The organism is Litoreibacter halocynthiae, assembly GCF_004365635.1.
GTDB classification, from domain to species: domain Bacteria; phylum Pseudomonadota; class Alphaproteobacteria; order Rhodobacterales; family Rhodobacteraceae; genus Litoreibacter; species Litoreibacter halocynthiae.
In genome coordinates this window covers 641,848-659,312 of sequence record NZ_SOBH01000002.1, presented here as the reverse complement: position 1 = coordinate 659,312, position 17,465 = coordinate 641,848, and the positions used below count along the sequence as shown (strand labels likewise).

Sequence of the window (17,465 nt, the reverse complement as noted above, 5' to 3'; positions counted from 1 at the left end):
ACTTGACTCTGCGCGGCACAGGGCAGAGAGAACGCGCATGTTTTATACCACTCTTCAGGTCGCCCTTGGCGGGGCCATCGGGGCCGCTTTGCGGTTCCTCGCGGGCGTTGGCATTTTCAAGCTGACGGGTCCGGGGTTTCCGGTGGGCGTGCTAACGGTGAACATCGTCGGCAGCTTTGCCATGGGTCTGTTTGTGGTGTTTGCAGCCAAGACATCGAACACGCATCTCAGCCCCTTCGTGATGACGGGCATTTTGGGCGGGTTCACCACGTTTTCCGCCTTTTCCCTAGAGGCATACACCCTTTTTGAGCGTGGCCAGACGGGCGCTGCCGGTCTATACGTGCTGGCTTCCGTAATCCTGTCCATCGCCGGACTGATCGCAGGCGTGATGATCGCCAGAGGACTATTCGCATGAGCAAGGTTCAGACCCTTAGAGTTGGCCCCGACGAGGCAGAGCAGCGGCTGGACCGCTGGTTCCGCAAACAATTCCCGCATGTGCCGCAGGGCCGTATCGAGAAGATGTGCCGCAAGGGCGAAATCCGCGTCGATGGCGGTCGGGTGAAATCGAACACCCGCGTCGGGCCGGGCCAAGAGGTGCGGATTCCGCCGCTGCCGAGCGAGGAGGATATGGAAGCGCAAACGCGCATGCCGCATGTCTCCAAGGCCGACGCGGAGATGATCCGCGGCTGCGTGATTTACAAGGACGACCACATCATCGCGCTGAACAAGCCTGCCGGTTTGGCAGTGCAGGGCGGCTCTAAAACCACGCGGCATGTGGACGGCATGGCGGCGGCGCTGAGCTTTGATCGCCATGACACGCCGAAACTGGTGCATCGGTTGGACAAGGACACGTCGGGCGTTTTGGTGCTGGCGCGCACACCTGCAATGGCCACGGCGTTGACGGCGGCGTTCAGGCATCACGGCACGCGCAAGATTTACTGGGCGATGGTCGCAGGGGTTCCCTATCCAAAGATCGGGACGATCAAATACGGGCTGGTGAAGGCTCCGGGCCATGGCAAGGGCGGCGAGGGCGAGAAGATGCACTGCGTCCACCCGCGCGAAGTGGCGAATACGCCCGGCGCGAAACGCGCGCAGACCGACTATGCGACGCTGTGTTTTCTGGGGCAGCGGGCGGCGTGGATGGCCTTGGTGCCGATTACCGGCCGCACGCACCAGCTGCGCGCGCATATGGCCGAGATGGGGCATCCGATTGTTGGCGATGGCAAATATGGCGGCTCGGGGCAGGAGAATATGGGCGACGGCTGGGGGGCGCAGCTGGGCGACGAGATCAGCAAAAAGCTGCACCTGCACGCGCGATCGTTGGAATTCGAGCATCCGGTGACGGGCAAAATGATCCGCATTGAGGCGGAGTTGCCGGATCATATGCAGCGGTCGTGGGATTTCCTCGGCTGGTCCGAGAATGACGTGCCAAATGATCCTTTCGACGCGGATGAGCAATGGCAGAGCTGAAGCTGGTTGTCTTCGATGTAGACGGGACGTTGGTGGATAGTCAGGACGACATCGTCTCGGCCATGACCACCACGTTCGAGGCAATTGGCGAAGCGGTGCCGTCTCGGGCGGATATTCTGGGCATTGTCGGGCTGTCGCTGCACGCGGCGTTCGAGAAGCTGACGCCCGCGCTCTATCCCACCCATGGCGACGCGCTGGTGGAGGGGTATAAGACGTCGTTCATGACCTCGCGCAAGCTGCGTGACAGCACCCAAAGCAGCCCGCTTTACTCAGGTGCTTTGGAGGCGATCGAGCGGCTGTATGCGCAGGATAACGTGCTGCTGGGGATCGCTACGGGCAAGTCTCGTCGGGGCTTGGACCACCTGCTGGATGCCCATGACCTGCGCCGCTTTTTCGTGACGACGCAGGTGGCGGATGACCACCCGTCGAAGCCGCATCCGTCAATGCTGGAGCGCTGCATGTATGACGCCGGCGTCGAGGCCGCGTATGCGGTAATGATCGGCGACACAAGCTATGACATGGATATGGCAGCCAATGCGGCAATGGCGTCGGTGGGCGTGAGCTGGGGCTATCATACGCCCGAGACGCTGCGCAAACGCGCAAATGTGGTCATTGAAGATTACGCGGATTTAGATGCCGCCCTAACCGGAATTTGGAGTGAGACGCCATGAGCGAATGGGCCGCGAAACGCTTTTGGAAATCTGTCACTGCTGATGCGGTGGAGGGCGGCTTTGCCGTGCACCTGGACGGGCGTCCGGTGCGCACACCGCTCAAGACGCCTGTGGTCGTGCCGACGCGGGCGATGGCCGAGGCGATGAAGACGGAATGGGAGGCGCAGGTCGACAAGATAGACCCGTTGTCGATGCCGGTGACCCGCGCGGCGAACGCAGCGCTTGATAAAGTAGCGACGCAGCATGCAGAGGTGGTCGACATGCTGGCAGCCTATGGTGATAGCGATTTGTTATGCTACCGCGCGGAAAGCCCTGCGGAGTTGGTCGCCAAACAAGCCGAGAGTTGGGATCCGTTGGTTGACTGGTCGGCGACAGAATTACGTGCACCGCTTCAATTGCGCACGGGGGTTATGCACAAGCCGCAAAACTCCAAAGCGCTTGAAACGCTGCATGGACACGTCTCGGAACTGGATGCGTTCCGTCTGACGGCATTCCACGATTTGGTGGCGATAACCGGATCGCTGGTTCTTGGGCTGGCGGTGATCCGTGGACGCCTGGATTCAACGCAGGCTTGGGATGTCAGCCGAATCGATGAGCAGTGGCAAATTGCGCAATGGGGTGCCGATGATGAGGCCGAAGCACAGGCGGCGTTGAAAAAACGGGACCTGATGCGTGCTGAGGCCTTTTATCTGTTATGTGCGTAAGATAGGGCCGAATTGGCCCTTAATCTGACGCTTTGCGCGACTTTTTGCGGAAACGCTCTGTTTTCTCGTGGAATTGCTGTGCCTTACCAAGGGTCACCTTGGCATATTAACTTGACGTTCTAGCGCTGATTTGGCCTTATTCACGCTCACCGAAGGAACTTGCTTCCTTTAGTATCGCTCCCGACCTTCACTCGGTCGGAAAAACCACTCCGCAAAGGAGTGGACCATCAGGAAGAGGTAAACATGAAAAAATCCGTTTTTCTTGGCGCCCTGACCGTTGCTGGCATCATTGCTGGCGGCGCATCGGCAGCCACGCTTGACGAAGTTAAAGCACGCGGCAAGCTGAACTGCGGTGTGACGACTGGCGTTCCAGGTTTCGCGGAGCCAGACGCATCCGGCGTATGGCAAGGTTTCGACGTGGCTGTATGCCGCGCTGTAGCAGCTGCTGTTCTGGGTGACGGCAATGCAGTGGAATTTGTTCCGACAACTGGCAAGACACGCTTTACCGCGCTGGCTTCTGGCGAGATCGATCTGCTGGCTCGCAACACCACTTGGACTTTCTCCCGTGACGTCGACCTGAAGTTCGAATTCATTGGCGTTAACTACTATGATGGCCAAGGCTTCATGGTTCCAAAAGAGCTGGGCGTTGCATCCGCAAAAGACTTGGACGGCGCGACTGTTTGTATCCAGACCGGTACGACTACCGAGCTGAACCTGGCGGATTTCTTCCGCGCGAACAGCATCTCCTATGAGCCAGTTCCAATCGAAACCGGTGCAGAAGCTGTTCAGCAGTACATCGCTGGCGCTTGTGACGTTTACACCACTGACGCATCTGCTTTGGCTGCTCAGCGTGCAAACTTCGAAGATCCATCGGCACATGTTCTGCTGCCAGAAATCATCTCGAAAGAGCCGCTGGGCCCACTGGTCCGTCACGGCGACAACGAATGGGCTGATATCTCGCGTTGGACACTGAACGCACTTATCGCAGCTGAAGAGCTGGGCGTGACGTCTGTGAACCTCGAAGAGCTGTCTGCTGGCACCGAGAACCCGGAAATCAACCGTCTGCTGGGTACCGAAGGCGAACTGGGCTCCATGTTGGGTCTGGACGCTGGCTGGGCAAAAGCTGCGCTGGGTGTTGCTGGTAACTACGGCGAAATCTTCGAGCAAAACATCGGTGCTGCGACCCCAATCGGTCTGGCCCGTGGCTTGAACGCACAGTGGACCGACGGCGGCCTGATCTACTCGCCACCGTTCCGGTAAAAACATTTGGGGAAGGGCGCGGCATAGTTCGCGCCCTTTTCCTATCTTGCGACAACAGACCAACTAAAAAAGAGCTGGCAGCGCCGCACGCGCAAATGACGTGCAATTCTAAAGCGCCGGCCAAGACAGGGAACGTCCCAGATGACGACATTAGCCGACCCCCACAAGGAGTCGTTCCGGCTTTCGATGCTGTTGAACGACACGCGCTACCGCTCTCTCACATTTCAGTTCATCGCGCTCGTGGCCATCATCGCCACCATGGCCTTCATTGGTGGCAACCTCGTGCGCAACCTGGCGGAAGCCGGTTTGAACATCTCTTACGACTTCCTCGGCGCGCAGGCCGGATACGACATCAACCAGCGCCCGATTTCCTATGACAGTCAAGATACCCACGGCCGTGCCGCGATGGTTGGGCTGCTGAATACGCTTATTGTTGCGTTTCTGGGCTGTATCACGGCCACCATCATCGGGGTGGTTGCGGGCGTGCTGCGCTTGTCGCCGAACTGGCTGGTGCGCAAGATCATGGCATTCTACGTCGAGATTTTCCGTAACGTGCCCGTTCTGATCTGGATCCTGATCATCTTCTCGATCATGATCAACGCCGCACCGGCTCCGAATGCATTTCGTGGGGACGAACCAACGGCCTCCATGTGGCTTTTTGACTCCATTGCAGTCACCAACCGAGGTGTCTACTTGCCCAAACCGATTTGGGGTTCGGGGTCGTTGCTGGTGGTTGGGGTCTTCATTGCCTCGATTATCGGCATATTTCTGTTCCGCCGCTACGCGCGCAAACAGTTGTTTGACCACGGCAGGCTGATCCCGACATTCTGGCCATCGCTGGCGCTTCTCTTCATTCCGGTGATCCTGGCGCAGCTTGTTTTGGGTACGCCTATCTCGCTGGAATATCCGGCCTTGAAAGGGTTCAACTTCCGGGGTGGCATCACCATTCTGGGCTCCTTGATTGCCCTGTGGTTCGCACTGTCGATCTACACGGGGGCTTTCATTGCCGAGAACGTGCGAGCGGGTATCCTTGCGGTATCCAAAGGCCAAACCGAAGCTGCAGCGGCATTGGGACTTCGTCCGGGCCGGATCATGAACCTTGTCGTTCTGCCACAAGCCTTGCGCGTCATCATTCCACCGTTGATTTCGCAATATCTCAACATCACCAAGAACTCCTCGCTCGCGATTGCGGTGGGCTATATGGACCTGACGGGTACGCTGGGTGGCATCACCTTGCTGCAAACCGGCCGCGCCATTGAGTCAGTGCTGTTGCTGATGCTGTTCTATCTCATCATCTCGCTGTCGATCTCGTTCATCATGAACATCTACAACAACACCATGAAATTGCAGGAGCGCTGAGATGTCTGATACACACGCTCAATCCGTCGCCTTCGTTCGTGAAACGGAAATCCCGCAATCGCCGCCACCGGCGCTGGAAGCCGGCGCGGTCAAATGGGTTCGGGAGAACCTGTTCTCCGGTGTCTTCAATACGGTCCTGACCTTGCTTGCGCTGTATGTCGTGGTGCGGTTTGCCATCTTCGTGTTCCCGTGGTTTTACAACGGGGTCTGGGAGGCCAGTAGCCGCAAGGAATGTATTGATATTCTACGTGAAGCCGGAAAAGGAACCGGTGCATGTTTCGCGGTTCTGGTTGATCGATGGGACCACCTGGTCTTCGGCTTCAAATATCCACCAGAGGGTTATTGGCGTATTTTGTTGGCATTTCTGCTGTTGTTGGTGGCCGCCGCGCCTGCGCTGTTTAGCTCGCTGCCACGCAAGTTGCTGATGTTTACCGCTTTCTACCCCTTCCTGGCTTTCTGGTTGATCTGGGGTGGCTCGCTATGGCTGCCGCTGACCATCCTTGGGCTGATTATTGCAACCATGTTGGTCTTCCGCCTGATCTCGTCCCAAATTCCGGTGAACAACCGTCAGATCGTTTCAGGCGTTATCGGTGTGATCTGTGGGGCCGGCTTGGCTTACCTGCTGTTCATCGGGGCGCAGGAGCTGGTGTTCATCGCGAACTCTGTCGGAACCGAGGGGGTGATCTCACAAGTCGCCTATGGCGTGTTCTGGATCATGGCAATCTTCACCTTTGTGTTCTGCGTGCCTATGGGAATCTTCGTGGGCTATGCAATCTACAACAGCTATGAGGATGGCGGGTTGGTTTCGATCGTGGCCTCGCTGCTGTTCGGATATCTGGCCTTCGTTTACCTGCTAAGCCCGATTTGGATGGCATTGAACTCGATCATTCCGATTGAGCTGCAAGCAGTCGCATCGCGTGACATGGGGGGCTTCATGCTCAACATGCTGCTCGGTACGATTTGTGTTTCGCTGTCGATCCCGCTGGGCATTTTGCTGGCCCTTGGCCGTCAGTCACCGATGCCGCTGATCAAAGGCGTCTGTGTGGTGTTCATCGAGTTTATCCGTGGCGTGCCGCTGATTACCTTGCTGTTCGTGGCGAACGTGATGCTGGCATATTTCCTACCACCAAGCTCCAACTTCGACTTGATCTTGCGGGTGATCATCATGATCACGCTCTTCTCGGCGGCCTACATTGCCGAGGTGATCCGCGGTGGCCTCGCAGCCCTGCCAAAAGGGCAGTATGAGGCGGCAGACAGCCTTGGGTTGGACTATGGGCAGGCCACGCGCCTGATCATCCTGCCACAGGCTTTGAAGATCTCGATCCCGGGCATCGTGAACATCGCAGTGGGGCTGTTTAAGGACACCACGCTGATTTCAATCATTTCGATGTTTGACCTTGTGGGCATGATCCGTGGCCCCATCCAGAACTCGACCGAGTGGACCAGTGTCTATTGGGAAGTGTACGGCTTCGGTGCCCTGCTCTTCTTCGTCGTCTGCTACTCGATCTCGCAATATTCCCAGTGGCTCGAGCGTCAGCTCAACACCAGCCACCATTAAGGAGACCTGAACAATGGCTCAAACATCTCAAATGACGGTCTCGGACGAAGTCGCGATCGAGATCACCAACATGAACAAGTGGTACGGCACCTTCCATGTGCTGCGCGACATTGACTTGACGGTGCAGCGTGGCGAACGGATCGTGATTTGCGGGCCTTCGGGCTCGGGTAAATCAACGCTGATCCGCTGCATCAACGCACTGGAAGAGCACCAGAAAGGCAAAATCGTTGTGGACGGGACCGTGCTGTCATCGGACCTGAAAAACATCGACAAGATCCGGTCGGAGGTTGGCATGTGCTTCCAGCACTTCAACCTGTTCCCGCACCTGACCATTCTGGAGAACTGCACGCTGGCCCCGATTTGGGTGCGTAAAACGCCCAAGAAGGAAGCCGAGGAAACGGCAATGCACTTCCTTGAAAAAGTGAAGATTCCGGAGCAGGCCGACAAGTATCCCGGCCAGCTTTCCGGCGGTCAGCAGCAACGCGTGGCGATTGCCCGTTCGCTGTGCATGCGGCCGCGCATCATGCTGTTTGACGAGCCGACTTCGGCGCTTGACCCCGAGATGATCAAGGAGGTGCTCGACACCATGATCGAGCTCGCGGAAGAGGGCATGACCATGCTTTGCGTGACTCACGAGATGGGCTTTGCCCGTCAGGTTGCTAACCGCGTGATCTTCATGGATGCGGGCCAGATTGTGGAGCAGAACGAGCCGGAGGAATTCTTCAACAACCCGAAGAGCGAACGGACCCAGCTGTTCCTGAGCCAGATCCTCGGCCACTAAACTTCACACACTTCACACAAGACACAAAAAAGGCCCCGACGATGTTCGGGGCCTTTTTTCGTTCGAGCAGGCCTTTTCAGGCGGTGTTGAGTTCTTTCAACTCCCGCGGAACAATGAATTGGACAACACGCGCCATGCCGTATTTCAGGTCCGCCCAATCCTCCACGGGAACCTCCATGATCAGAGTGGCGGTGGTCGGATAGACGCCGAAGCGCTCATGCGCTGGGCGCACATCGACGATCAGCGCCGCAAGCGCCGCGATACCGGGATTGTGACCGACGATCATCAGGTCGCCCTTGGGTGCGCGCTGGATGCGGGCCAACACAGTGTCGGGGGAGGCGTGGTAAAGGCCCTCATCCAATGTCAGGCTCGGAGCTCCACCCATTGCATCAATCATCAGTTCGGCAGTTTCCCGAGCGCGGGAGGCGTCGGAGGAAATAACTTGTGACGGCACGTGGCGGCGGCTTTCGATCCACTTGCCCATCCGCTGCGCTGCTGACTGGCCCCTTTCGTTCAAGGGTCGGTCATGATCGTCCAGTGACAGATCGTCCCAACTGGATTTGGCGTGGCGGGTGAGGATGAGTTTCAAGCAGTGGCCCCCTTATGAAAGATCGACATGTGATACGCCGACTGTTCCTCCACCCTGCCATAGCTTTGTGACAGCGGGCAAGCACGTCGCACGTTGCAGCCGTTGGTTAGGTGTTCGCGGCCTGCGTCGGTGTCGAGGAAGGCGTGGCATTTGGGAACGTCATAGCCTGCGCCGGTCAGCGCGTGTGACGGGCAGGCGGTTAGGCAGGGCTGATCGGTGCAGGTGTCGCATGGCTTGGAGGGGGCGGGCGGTAACTCCAACCGCTCTCGGAAGGCCAGCGCACCGCGGTAGGAAACCATTAACCCCGCCTGAGCGTGCACAAGTAGGGAGACGGGGCTTTGCCATGCGTGACCAGAGGCGAGAGCCCAGCGGAAAAATGGCTGATAGGGTGGGCCGCCAAAGGGGAATAGCGCAGTTGCGCCGGTTTGCTTTGCAAGTGTGGTGACGATACGTGTGGACCAGCGGTCCATTGGATCAGGCGATTTGTCCTGCCACTCGGGGCTGTTGGTGAAGGCGTTCCAGAAACCCGGTTCTTTGGGGCCAAGAAGGACAAGTGTGCCGCATCTCTCAGGGGCAAGGTCCTCCAATTCGGGGTGGAACGCCCCTAGAATGTCGAGATTTACGGCAGAACACTGGGCCTGAAGGCCATCCAGTGTCACTTGTTTCGAAACGGCAGGGCAAGCGACCAGCCGATTTTGGAGGGACGATCATCTTGCCAACGCAGGCCAATTTTCATCTCATCATGCCCTTCGGCCGGTTGAGCAATATAGGTGCGGAACATGCGGTCCCAGATCGAAAGGGAGAAGCCATAATTGCTGTCATGCTCGGTGCGGTGAACAGAGTGGTGAACGCGGTGCATATCCGGCGTCACCAGCACCGTGCGCATGATTGCGTCGAGCCACAGGGGCAGCTTGATATTGGCGTGGTTGAACATGGCAGTGCCGTTTAGAATAATCTCGAACAGGATCACGGCAAGACCCGCAGGGCCCATGAGGTAGACGAGACCAATTTTCAGCAACATCGACAATGCGATTTCAACAGGGTGGAAGCGGATGGCTGTGGTCACATCGATATCGACATCGGCGTGATGGACCTGATGCAGCCGCCACAGCAGCGGCACCTTGTGGGTTATGAGATGCTGGGCCCAGATGGCAAAGTCGAGAATCAGAATGGCGAGTGTAACCTCCAGCCAAGCGGGCCAATCGACGGCATTAAAGAAGCCCCAACCATTGTTCGCGGCGTCATACGCGGCCCCCACCGCGAGCAGCGGCAGGAAGATTGCCATCGCGCGCAAGGTGACAGTGTCGATGATGATGATTGCCCAGTTGGTCGTCCAGCGCGCCTTGCGCGTCTGGGTGCGGTCACGACGAGGCGCTACGCTTTCCAGTGCCGCAAACAACATGAACAAGCCTGCAAAAACTGCGAGGCGAATGAGAGCTTCGTTTTCCATGAGGCTCAACCTACGGCGCTGGCTTCAACTGACAAGGGGTGCCGTGCCGCAGAGTGGGCAAATCTGCGTGATAATCACTAAACTTCGGACGCCTCGACATAGCTGAGCGCGACGACTGCCCAATATTGTATGCCGGTGGGGCGAACGTAGCGCACGGGATCGCCAACGATCGTGGCGGTAAATCCCTTCTTGGCGACACCCTTTTTCGCGATTGCGCCATAGTAACTCGGGTTTGCTTCGGGCAATCCATCGCGCACGTTCACGTCAATCTCGAAGGTCACTTCTATCCCGTTTAAGGCTTCGGGAGCAGCTAGATTGCCACCGGGTTCGGTGACAGAGCGTTCGGTCCAACGCCCGATAATGGGATCGAAAGCGCCGAGCCAAACAGTCCCTGTGCCTTGCACGATTTTCTCATTGCTCAGGGTCGCCTTTGACACGTTTCCGGCGTCCTCAGGCAGTGCAACGACGGCTGCAGCGGTGACATCCAACCTGCGTTGGTCCCGTACTGCATCTACGACTTTGGCAAGCTCGCCCTGCATTTTATGCACCCGATTTTCAAGTGCGGCCACTTGATCGGCACTGCTGTTGAGTACGGTCTTTTCTTTCTTACCAAACTCCACCTCTGTTCCCAGGCCTTTGAATTTCAACGGTAAAACATGAAGTGAATCTGCGAGCCAAATCACCAATACGGCGGCAGCGCCAATTAACCCGTACTCGATCGGGCGGCGAATGAAGGAGAGGAAGTGGGCAAGAAATGTCTTTTTTTCCGCCTTTTGAGGCGGGTCTTGGGAGGTCGCATCACTCATAATAGATACATCCAAAATTAACCTAAGCTGACGCTAGGGTAACATGGGCGCAATATTCAGATAAGTAAGGGTTAACTGTCCTGCCGGATCATCGAGCCAGCGCCGTGTGGAGTGAACAATTCCAACAAACACGCATTGGGTGCACGCCCGTCGAGGATGACCGCCGCGCGGACCCCGCCGTCAAGTGCCGCCAGCGCTGTTTCGGTTTTGGGGATCATGCCACCCGCAATGATACCGTCAGCAGTCAGCTTGCGAATGTAGGACGCGGTCAGTTCGGTCACCACTTCACCGGTGGCGTCCTTGACGCCGGCCACATCTGTTAGCAGCAACAGGCGGTCGGCCTTGAGTGCTGCGGCGACGGCACCGGCTGCGGTGTCGCCATTGATGTTAAACGTCTCGCCCTCGTCGCCAAAGCCGATCGGGGCGATGACGGGAATAATCTCGGCCTCGAACAACTGGCGCAGCACATCGGGTTTTACCTCAATGGGTTCGCCAACAAATCCCAGCTCGGGTTTGGCGGCCTCACAGCGGATCATGCCCGCGTCCTTGCCCGAAAGACCAATGCCGCGCCCGCCTTGACGGTTGATCGCCTGCACGATGCGTTTGTTGACGGATCCGGAAAGTACCATTTCGACAACTTCAACTGTCGCGGCATCAGTGACGCGTTTGCCGTTCACAAACTCGGATTGAACACCAAGCCGCGCCAGCATGTCGTTGATCATCGGACCACCGCCATGGACGATCACAGGGTTCACCCCGACCTGCTGCATCAGCACCACATCGCGCGCAAACAGGTCCATCGCCTCATCGCTGCCCATGGCATGACCACCTAGTTTGATCACCACAATAGCCCCGTCATATCGCTGCAAATACGGCAATGCGGCCGACAGGGTTTGTGCGGTTTCAATCCAGTTACTGTTCATTGCAGTCTGCTTTTTCATGTTGAGCCGGTCGGTTGCGAATTTCGATAAGTTTACCGTGTGACGTTGTTGCTGCCAAGCGGTGGCGCGTTAAACCAACGTGCCGATAATGTGGCGTAGGGTCGGGATGCCAATGCCCTTCTCGGACGAGGTCAAAACGATCTCGGGGAAGGCGGCAGGATGCTTTTGCAACGCAGTGCTAACTTGGGTGATGACTTTGTCGAGCTCACCCTTTTTGAGCTTGTCGGTCTTTGTCAGCACAACTTGAAAGGTCACCGCGGATTTGTTCAGCAAAGACAGGATTTCTTCGTCGACCGGTTTCACGCCGTGACGCGAGTCGATCAGCACGAAAGCACGGCGCAAAGTTTGGCGACCGGACAGGTATGCCTTCAACAAGCGCTGCCATTTTTGCACAATAGCGACCGGGGCTTCCGCAAATCCATAGCCAGGAAGGTCTACCAGGTAGTGGCTTTCGGCGAGCGTGAAGAAGTTGATCTCTTGCGTGCGACCGGGAGTATTGGACGTCCGTGCCAACGATTTTCGGCCTGTTAGCGCGTTGATCAGGCTGGATTTCCCCACATTGGAACGGCCTGCAAAGCAGACTTCGAGACGGTCAGCCGGTGGCATTCCGTCCATCGCGACGACGCCCTTGAGGAAATCGGTTTCCCCTGCGAAAAGGACACGGCCTTTTTCAGCTTCTTCGGGTGTAGGATCTTCGGCAACTTGGAAGGTGAAGTTGGTCATATGAGTTCTGCCTTGTCGCCTTGGCGGATCGTGCCGGAGTTCTTGACCACGCCGTATATGCCAAAATCTTGGTGACCCCATGATTTGAGCGCGCCGAGGGTATCTGCGTCTCGCTCACCGGTTTCCGTGTTGGCGGTGGTGGCGAGACAGCGGGTGATACGTTCCTCGATGGCAAATTCAACTTCGCCGATGCGGAGGGTTTTCCCGATCCAGTCAAACTCGTCCCAGGCTTCCAAACCGTCCAACCATAGGTTGGCACGCCAGCGTTGCATGGACAGCGACGTGTCCAGTTTGGCCTCAACTGCGCGGTGAGTGGCGATGTTTGCGATGGAGATGGACGGGAAGGGGGTGTCTGTCATGCCGCGATCTTTGACACGCACAACATGAGACGATTGCGCGCGATCTTCGGGCATCAAGGGGCGAACCCAAGCGACGAGCTGTGCTGCGTCCCGTTCAGGATGCAAGGATATCGTCTCGCAATTGGGGTGAGACAAGGTCACAATCTCCGTTGCCTCATCCAATTTGCAATTGATAGCCATCAGCTTGGGGGCTTTTGATCCGCGTGAAAAGTTCGCACACGGAGCCCACTCGCTACCGTCGGTACGCGCACCCTCATGGGCGACCGCCCAAGTGCGGTCCCATGGCATGGTCTGGCCGGCGTTGAGTGATACCTCTGACAGCGGTTCCCGCCCATGCGATTTGACGGGGTGCCGCCAGATATGGGCGAGGGTTACGGTCACTTTTTCTCACTCGTCGGTTTTTTGTCCCGCTTGAAGCCAGAGATAATATTTCCGAACACATCCGGCTTATACCCCTGCGTGCGCATGATGGTATATTGCTGGGTGAATGTGATCACGTTGTTTGCGATCCAGTAGATGACCAGACCGGACGCAAAGCTGCCCAGCATGAACATGAACACCCAAGGCATCCAAGCAAAGATCATTGCTTGTGTTGCGTCAGCGGGAGCTGGGTTCAGTTTCTGTTGTAGCCACATGGAGATGCCGAGGATGATCGGCAGCACACCTAGCGAGAAGATGAAGAAGATCGAACCCGGCTCTGGTGTCGCGTAAGGCAGCGCGCCGAAAAGGTTCAGGATCGATGAAGGATCGGGAGCGGACAAGTCGCGGATCCAGCCGATCCATGGAGCATGGCGCAGTTCGATTGTGTTGAAGATCACCTTGTAGAGTGAGAAAAAGATCGGGATTTGCAGCAAGATCGGCAAACAACCGGCGGCCGGGTTTACCTTCTCCTTTTTGTAAAGCTCCATCATCTCCTGCTGGAGTTTCTGGCGATCGTCGCCGGCCTTCTCCTTGATTTTCTCCATTTGCGGCTGAAGTTCTTTCATCTTCGCCATCGAGACGTAGGATTTATAAGCCAGCGGGAAGAGCAGGGCCTTGATCAGCAGCGTCAGGGCGATGATTGACCAGCCCATGTTGCCGATGATGGTATTGAGCCAGTGCAGCACCGCGAAAATCGGCTTGGTAAGGAAGAAGAACCAACCCCAGTCGATACTGTCGATAAAGTTATATACTCCGTCGGCCTCATACGCCTTGATTTCTTCCCATTCCTTCGCACCAGCGAACAGGCGGGTCGTCACTTCAGCAGTGGCACCTGCAGCGATGTCGACCGGCTGAAGGCGGGCTTCGGTTTGGTAGATATCCGCACCGGGAACATATTTAACCACCGATGTGAACGGCGTTGTGCCGTCCGGAATGAGCGTTGTCATCCAGTATTTATCGGCAAATCCAACCCAGCCATTTGCACCGACTTCGGTCACTTCCGCGTTCGCGGCTTCGCGGGCGATGGTCGGGAACTCCGGCATGTCATCGTAGTCGATTTCAGCCAACACACCGTCCGCCATTACAACCACGCCCTCGTGCGCGATGAAGAACGGCTGGATGTCGGGCTCGCCGTGGCGGGCAACGATGCCATAAGGCTGGATGCGTTGCGCGGTGCCAGTGGCGTTTTCGACCTTCTGGGTGACGGTGAACATGAAGTTTTCATCAACAGAGAAGACACGGCTGAAAATCAAGCCTGCGCCGTTATCCCATGTCAGGGTGACGGGGGCGCCGGGGGCGAGGGTTTCACCTTCGGTAAGGGCCCATTGTGTGTTGGCGCCAGGCACTTGCTCGTAGGTCAGCGCGCCGGAAGGCGCCCATCCATAGAGCGCGTAATAGGCGTTTTCTGTTCCGACGGGCGATAGCAGAGTTACGTTCTCGGAATCAGCCTCCAGCGTCTCGCGATAGGTCGACAGCGACAAATCATCAAGGCGACCGCCGGTGAGCGAGATGGAGCCGCTTAGACTTGGGGATTCGATTTTCAGGCGGGTGTTTTCGGCCAACGTGGTCGCGCGGGTCGCAGCCACAGAAACAGGGGCAACCGCGGGCGCGGTGGACGCGGGCGGAAGCACCGCCGAGCCGTCGGATTGCACAACGGCGGTAGGCGTCGCATTTGGATCAACCGTGGCCTCTTCCGGCGGGAAGAAGAAAAACCACCCTAGGATCACCAAAAAGCTGAGCGCAGTTGCAAGAATGAGGTTCTTGTTTTGATCGTCCATTAGGGGGCCGCCACCTGTCATTTTAAGTCAGGCCGGTTCAATAGGCTGGGAACCGAAAGGTCAAGCGGTATTGGCCTAAATGCCGTGTTTTTGGACTTATAATCGCGGTTGATATATCGGCATTGCTACCCTGTGCGGCGGGGAAAGTAGCTGGTTTTGGATAGATGGGATTTGTGCTCGGCGAGCCAAATCAGTGTTTGATCAAACGGCATCGGGCGGGCGATTGCGTAACCCTGCATATGCGTACAGCCAAGCTGTGACAGAATGCTTTTCTCTCCTATGGTTTCTACGCCTTCGGCCAGTGTGTCGATTCCCATCTGTTCTGCCATGCTGATGATAGCGTTGATCATGCGTTGCTGTTCTGGATCATCGTCTGCGTGTGTGATGAAAGAACGGTCGATTTTGATGCGGTCCACTGCAAAGCGCCGGATATTGGCGAGTGACGCGTGTCCGGTGCCGAAATCATCCAGATCAATGCGATATCCTTGGTCGCCTAACGCCCTGATGTTGCGTGTGATAATGTCATCGTCACTCTCAGACACCACGGTTTCCAAGATTTCAATGACCAAGCGGGCAGGGTCCATTTCAAACCGGTCCACATCCCATTTGATCCGCTCAATCAAGCTGGGATTTCGTAAGTCCTGTGTCGAGAAATTTACCGCGACCGAAGGCACTTTGTGCCCGGCGACATCCCAAGCACGTAGCGCGCGCAAGGCGTGCTGAAGCATGGTTTCGCTCAGCAGCTCCATTGCATGAGCCGCTTCCAGGTCGGATAGAAATTCGATGGGTGCGACCACACCGCGTGTTGGATGCTCCCACCGCGCCAAAGCCTCAAAGCCAGTGACCAAGCCGGTGTCAGTGGACAGTTGTGGCTGGAACCATGCAACGATCTGGCCGTTTTGCAGCGCTTTGACCACCTCACTTTGCCCGTTTTTTCCCTCTCTGAGGTCAGGTGTGTTTGCTGAAAACCCTCTTGAGTTTTCAACGCCTTGGGACTTTGCCTCAAACAGCGCCATGTGGGCTGAATGGCGTAGGGAACGCGCCGAGCGATCCGGCGCGCGCGTTTCCAGGCAAAACCCTGCGCTTAAAGTGACGTAGGCATGCGCATGATCAATTGATATGGCTGCGCGCGCAGTTTTCTGAAGACGTTCTATCAAAGAGATTACAGCCCCGAGTTCCGGCGCGCGGATACTGGGCAATGAAATCGCAAATCGGTTGGTGTCCAATTGAACGATGACATCAGAGGTGCGCAGTACCGAGCATAGCCTGTCGGTCACCGTGGACATGATGACTTCGACACCCTCGAGGCCCCATGTGTCCCGCAAGGTCTCCACCTCGTCCAATTCCAGCATGACCGATGCGCAGCGGTAATTGCTGTCAGATTGGGCAAGTGCCGCTTCGAGAGCCGCGTCGATATCGGCCTCTCCTCCCGCTCGCAATTGGGTCCGGTAGGGGCCGACAGGCCTGGATTGAAACCCAAGAAGCACAACAGGAAGGGCGAAGCAGACAAGCACGAGCATGTGCCACTGCTCTGTTGCGTAAAGTAATCCCGCCAGCACTGGCAGGCTCGCAAGGCCGATCCGTATCCGTGCCCCAGATTTAAATAATTGCCGTACCCATACGCGATCCATCGCTCACCCTTTCGCATTCGAACAAGGGGAGCCTAGGCACGCATACTTTTCAGCGTGTTAACTGTCGGACAGCAAGTCCGGAGGGTTTTGCTCAAGTTTTACCGGATCGCGGATAAGACCTGCAAAGTCGAACAGGCTTGGGTCCAGCAAGTGAGAAGGGTTTGTATTGGTCAGCGCGCGGAACATTTTTTGTCGACGACCAGGTGATTTCTGCTCCCAAGCATCCAGCATTTGCTTGATGTTCTGACGCTGCAAGCCGTCTTGTGAGCCACATAAATCGCACGGGATGATCGGGTAGTTCATGTCGCGCGCAAACCGTTCGCAGTCGGCCTCGGAGATATAAGCGAGCGGGCGGTAGACGAAGACGTCGCCTTCCTCGTTCAATAATTTCGGCGGCATCGCTGACAAGCGTGAGCCGTGAAACAGGTTGAGAAAGAAGGTCTCCAGTATGTCGTCGCGATGGTGGCCGAGGACCACAGCGGAGCAGCCTTCCTCCCGTGCGATACGGTAGAGATTACCGCGACGCAGCCGAGAGCAAAGGGCGCAGTAAGTTCGGCCCGCCGGCACCTTGTCCTTCACGATGGAGTAGGTGTCTTGATATTCGATGCGGTGCGGAACACCCATCTTTTCAAGGAATTCAGGCAGTACGGTTGCTGGGAAGTTGGGCTGTCCCTGATCCAGATTGCAGGCGAGAATCTCGACAGGAAGAAGTCCGCGCCATTGCAGCTCGGTCAACGCGGCAAGTAGGGTGTAGCTGTCCTTGCCGCCGGACAGGCAGACCAGCCATTTGGCGCCGCGTTCAACCATGCCAAAATCGTTGATGGCCTGACGCGTGTCGCGGATGATGCGCTTGCGCAACTTTTTGAACTCGGTGGTCGATGGCGCGCCGTGAAACAGCGCGTGAATGTCGTCCAACGGCTCGGCGGGGGTGTCAGGTTTGTCCAGCATGGCGTGCTTATAGGGCG

At 57.0% G+C, this 17,465-nt stretch carries 18 protein-coding genes; 8 read left to right on the top strand and 10 right to left on the bottom strand.

Annotated elements, in window-relative coordinates:
• Nucleotides 1–37: 37 nt before the first annotated feature.
• The 8 genes from crcB to BDE40_RS10495 all read left to right on the top strand — a co-directional run bounded on the left by crcB (nt 38) and on the right by BDE40_RS10495 (nt 7,803).
• Entirely contained in the window at nt 38–415 is a 378-nt protein-coding gene (gene crcB, locus BDE40_RS10530) for a fluoride efflux transporter CrcB (RefSeq protein ID WP_134014507.1), read from the top strand.
• On the top strand, nt 412–1,470 hold the full coding sequence (locus tag BDE40_RS10525; protein ID WP_134014506.1) for an RluA family pseudouridine synthase: 1,059 nt from the start codon (nt 412–414) through the stop codon (nt 1,468–1,470). Before crcB ends, BDE40_RS10525 begins: the two co-directional genes overlap by 4 nt.
• Complete coding sequence (locus BDE40_RS10520) at nt 1,458–2,141, top strand: HAD-IA family hydrolase (RefSeq protein ID WP_134014505.1); 684 nt, start codon at nt 1,458–1,460, stop codon at nt 2,139–2,141. Before BDE40_RS10525 ends, BDE40_RS10520 begins: the two co-directional genes overlap by 13 nt.
• On the top strand, nt 2,138–2,845 hold the full coding sequence (locus BDE40_RS10515) for an ATP12 family chaperone protein (protein WP_134014504.1): 708 nt from the start codon (nt 2,138–2,140) through the stop codon (nt 2,843–2,845). Before BDE40_RS10520 ends, BDE40_RS10515 begins: the two co-directional genes overlap by 4 nt.
• 243 nt (nt 2,846–3,088) lie before the next feature.
• Nucleotides 3,089–4,105 carry an amino acid ABC transporter substrate-binding protein gene (locus BDE40_RS10510; RefSeq protein ID WP_073142289.1) on the top strand — a complete coding sequence of 339 codons (1,017 nt, stop codon included), beginning with the start codon at nt 3,089–3,091 and terminating at the stop codon, nt 4,103–4,105.
• Nucleotides 4,106–4,246: 141 nt separating this feature from the next.
• Nucleotides 4,247–5,464: an amino acid ABC transporter permease gene (locus BDE40_RS10505; RefSeq protein WP_134014503.1), complete on the top strand. Its 1,218-nt coding sequence runs from the start codon at nt 4,247–4,249 to the stop codon at nt 5,462–5,464.
• A 1-nt stretch (nt 5,465) separates the two neighbouring features.
• A complete protein-coding gene (locus BDE40_RS10500) occupies nt 5,466–7,022 on the top strand; it encodes an amino acid ABC transporter permease (RefSeq protein WP_134014502.1) in 1,557 nt (518 codons plus the stop codon).
• Between the two features lie 13 nt (nt 7,023–7,035).
• Nucleotides 7,036–7,803 (top strand): amino acid ABC transporter ATP-binding protein, encoded by a 768-nt coding sequence (locus BDE40_RS10495; RefSeq protein ID WP_134014501.1) that lies wholly within the window; start codon nt 7,036–7,038, stop codon nt 7,801–7,803.
• Nucleotides 7,804–7,879: 76 nt separating this feature from the next.
• On the opposite strand, the gene BDE40_RS10490 is transcribed toward BDE40_RS10495, so the two are convergent.
• From BDE40_RS10490 to ttcA, 10 genes are all read right to left on the bottom strand, one after another.
• The gene (locus tag BDE40_RS10490) at nt 7,880–8,392 is read right to left on the bottom strand and encodes a SixA phosphatase family protein (protein ID WP_134014500.1); all 513 of its coding nucleotides are present in this window, start codon (nt 8,390–8,392) and stop codon (nt 7,880–7,882) included.
• Nucleotides 8,389–9,051, bottom strand: coding sequence for a ferredoxin (locus BDE40_RS10485; RefSeq protein WP_162848071.1), 663 nt, complete (start codon nt 9,049–9,051; stop codon nt 8,389–8,391). The genes BDE40_RS10490 and BDE40_RS10485 overlap by 4 nt, the downstream gene beginning before the upstream one ends.
• A complete protein-coding gene (locus BDE40_RS10480; RefSeq protein ID WP_134014499.1) occupies nt 9,048–9,842 on the bottom strand; it encodes a sterol desaturase family protein in 795 nt (264 codons plus the stop codon). The genes BDE40_RS10485 and BDE40_RS10480 overlap by 4 nt, the downstream gene beginning before the upstream one ends.
• Before the next feature lie 77 nt (nt 9,843–9,919).
• A complete protein-coding gene (locus BDE40_RS10475) occupies nt 9,920–10,648 on the bottom strand; it encodes a hypothetical protein (RefSeq protein ID WP_134014498.1) in 729 nt (242 codons plus the stop codon).
• Between the two features lie 71 nt (nt 10,649–10,719).
• Nucleotides 10,720–11,571 carry an acetylglutamate kinase gene (gene argB / locus BDE40_RS10470; protein ID WP_246030417.1) on the bottom strand — a complete coding sequence of 284 codons (852 nt, stop codon included), beginning with the start codon at nt 11,569–11,571 and terminating at the stop codon, nt 10,720–10,722.
• An 87-nt stretch (nt 11,572–11,658) separates the two neighbouring features.
• The gene (gene yihA, locus BDE40_RS10465) at nt 11,659–12,312 is read right to left on the bottom strand and encodes a ribosome biogenesis GTP-binding protein YihA/YsxC (RefSeq protein WP_134014497.1); all 654 of its coding nucleotides are present in this window, start codon (nt 12,310–12,312) and stop codon (nt 11,659–11,661) included.
• Nucleotides 12,309–13,052: an MOSC domain-containing protein gene (locus BDE40_RS10460; protein ID WP_134014496.1), complete on the bottom strand. Its 744-nt coding sequence runs from the start codon at nt 13,050–13,052 to the stop codon at nt 12,309–12,311. The genes yihA and BDE40_RS10460 overlap by 4 nt, the downstream gene beginning before the upstream one ends.
• Nucleotides 13,049–14,869 (bottom strand): membrane protein insertase YidC, encoded by a 1,821-nt coding sequence (yidC, locus tag BDE40_RS10455; protein WP_134014495.1) that lies wholly within the window; start codon nt 14,867–14,869, stop codon nt 13,049–13,051. Before yidC ends, BDE40_RS10460 begins: the two co-directional genes overlap by 4 nt.
• A gap of 125 nt (nt 14,870–14,994) precedes the next feature.
• On the bottom strand, nt 14,995–16,389 hold the full coding sequence (locus tag BDE40_RS10450; protein WP_162848070.1) for a putative bifunctional diguanylate cyclase/phosphodiesterase: 1,395 nt from the start codon (nt 16,387–16,389) through the stop codon (nt 14,995–14,997).
• 168 nt (nt 16,390–16,557) lie between these two features.
• Nucleotides 16,558–17,448: a tRNA 2-thiocytidine(32) synthetase TtcA gene (gene ttcA, locus BDE40_RS10445; protein WP_134014493.1), complete on the bottom strand. Its 891-nt coding sequence runs from the start codon at nt 17,446–17,448 to the stop codon at nt 16,558–16,560.
• Between the last annotated feature and the right edge of the window lie 17 nt (nt 17,449–17,465).

Coding starts and splice junctions, on each gene's coding strand:
- crcB (WP_134014507.1), top strand. CDS start 38: ATGTTTTATACCACTCTTCAGGTCGCCCTTGGCGGGGCCATCGGGGCC.
- BDE40_RS10525 (WP_134014506.1), top strand. CDS start 412: ATGAGCAAGGTTCAGACCCTTAGAGTTGGCCCCGACGAGGCAGAGCAG.
- BDE40_RS10520 (WP_134014505.1), top strand. CDS start 1,458: ATGGCAGAGCTGAAGCTGGTTGTCTTCGATGTAGACGGGACGTTGGTG.
- BDE40_RS10515 (WP_134014504.1), top strand. CDS start 2,138: ATGAGCGAATGGGCCGCGAAACGCTTTTGGAAATCTGTCACTGCTGAT.
- BDE40_RS10510 (WP_073142289.1), top strand. CDS start 3,089: ATGAAAAAATCCGTTTTTCTTGGCGCCCTGACCGTTGCTGGCATCATT.
- BDE40_RS10505 (WP_134014503.1), top strand. CDS start 4,247: ATGACGACATTAGCCGACCCCCACAAGGAGTCGTTCCGGCTTTCGATG.
- BDE40_RS10500 (WP_134014502.1), top strand. CDS start 5,466: ATGTCTGATACACACGCTCAATCCGTCGCCTTCGTTCGTGAAACGGAA.
- BDE40_RS10495 (WP_134014501.1), top strand. CDS start 7,036: ATGGCTCAAACATCTCAAATGACGGTCTCGGACGAAGTCGCGATCGAG.
- BDE40_RS10480 (WP_134014499.1), bottom strand. CDS start 9,842: ATGGAAAACGAAGCTCTCATTCGCCTCGCAGTTTTTGCAGGCTTGTTC.
- BDE40_RS10475 (WP_134014498.1), bottom strand. CDS start 10,648: ATGAGTGATGCGACCTCCCAAGACCCGCCTCAAAAGGCGGAAAAAAAG.
- argB (WP_246030417.1), bottom strand. CDS start 11,571: ATGAACAGTAACTGGATTGAAACCGCACAAACCCTGTCGGCCGCATTG.
- yihA (WP_134014497.1), bottom strand. CDS start 12,312: ATGACCAACTTCACCTTCCAAGTTGCCGAAGATCCTACACCCGAAGAA.
- yidC (WP_134014495.1), bottom strand. CDS start 14,869: ATGGACGATCAAAACAAGAACCTCATTCTTGCAACTGCGCTCAGCTTT.
- BDE40_RS10450 (WP_162848070.1), bottom strand. CDS start 16,389: ATGCTCGTGCTTGTCTGCTTCGCCCTTCCTGTTGTGCTTCTTGGGTTT.
- ttcA (WP_134014493.1), bottom strand. CDS start 17,448: ATGCTGGACAAACCTGACACCCCCGCCGAGCCGTTGGACGACATTCAC.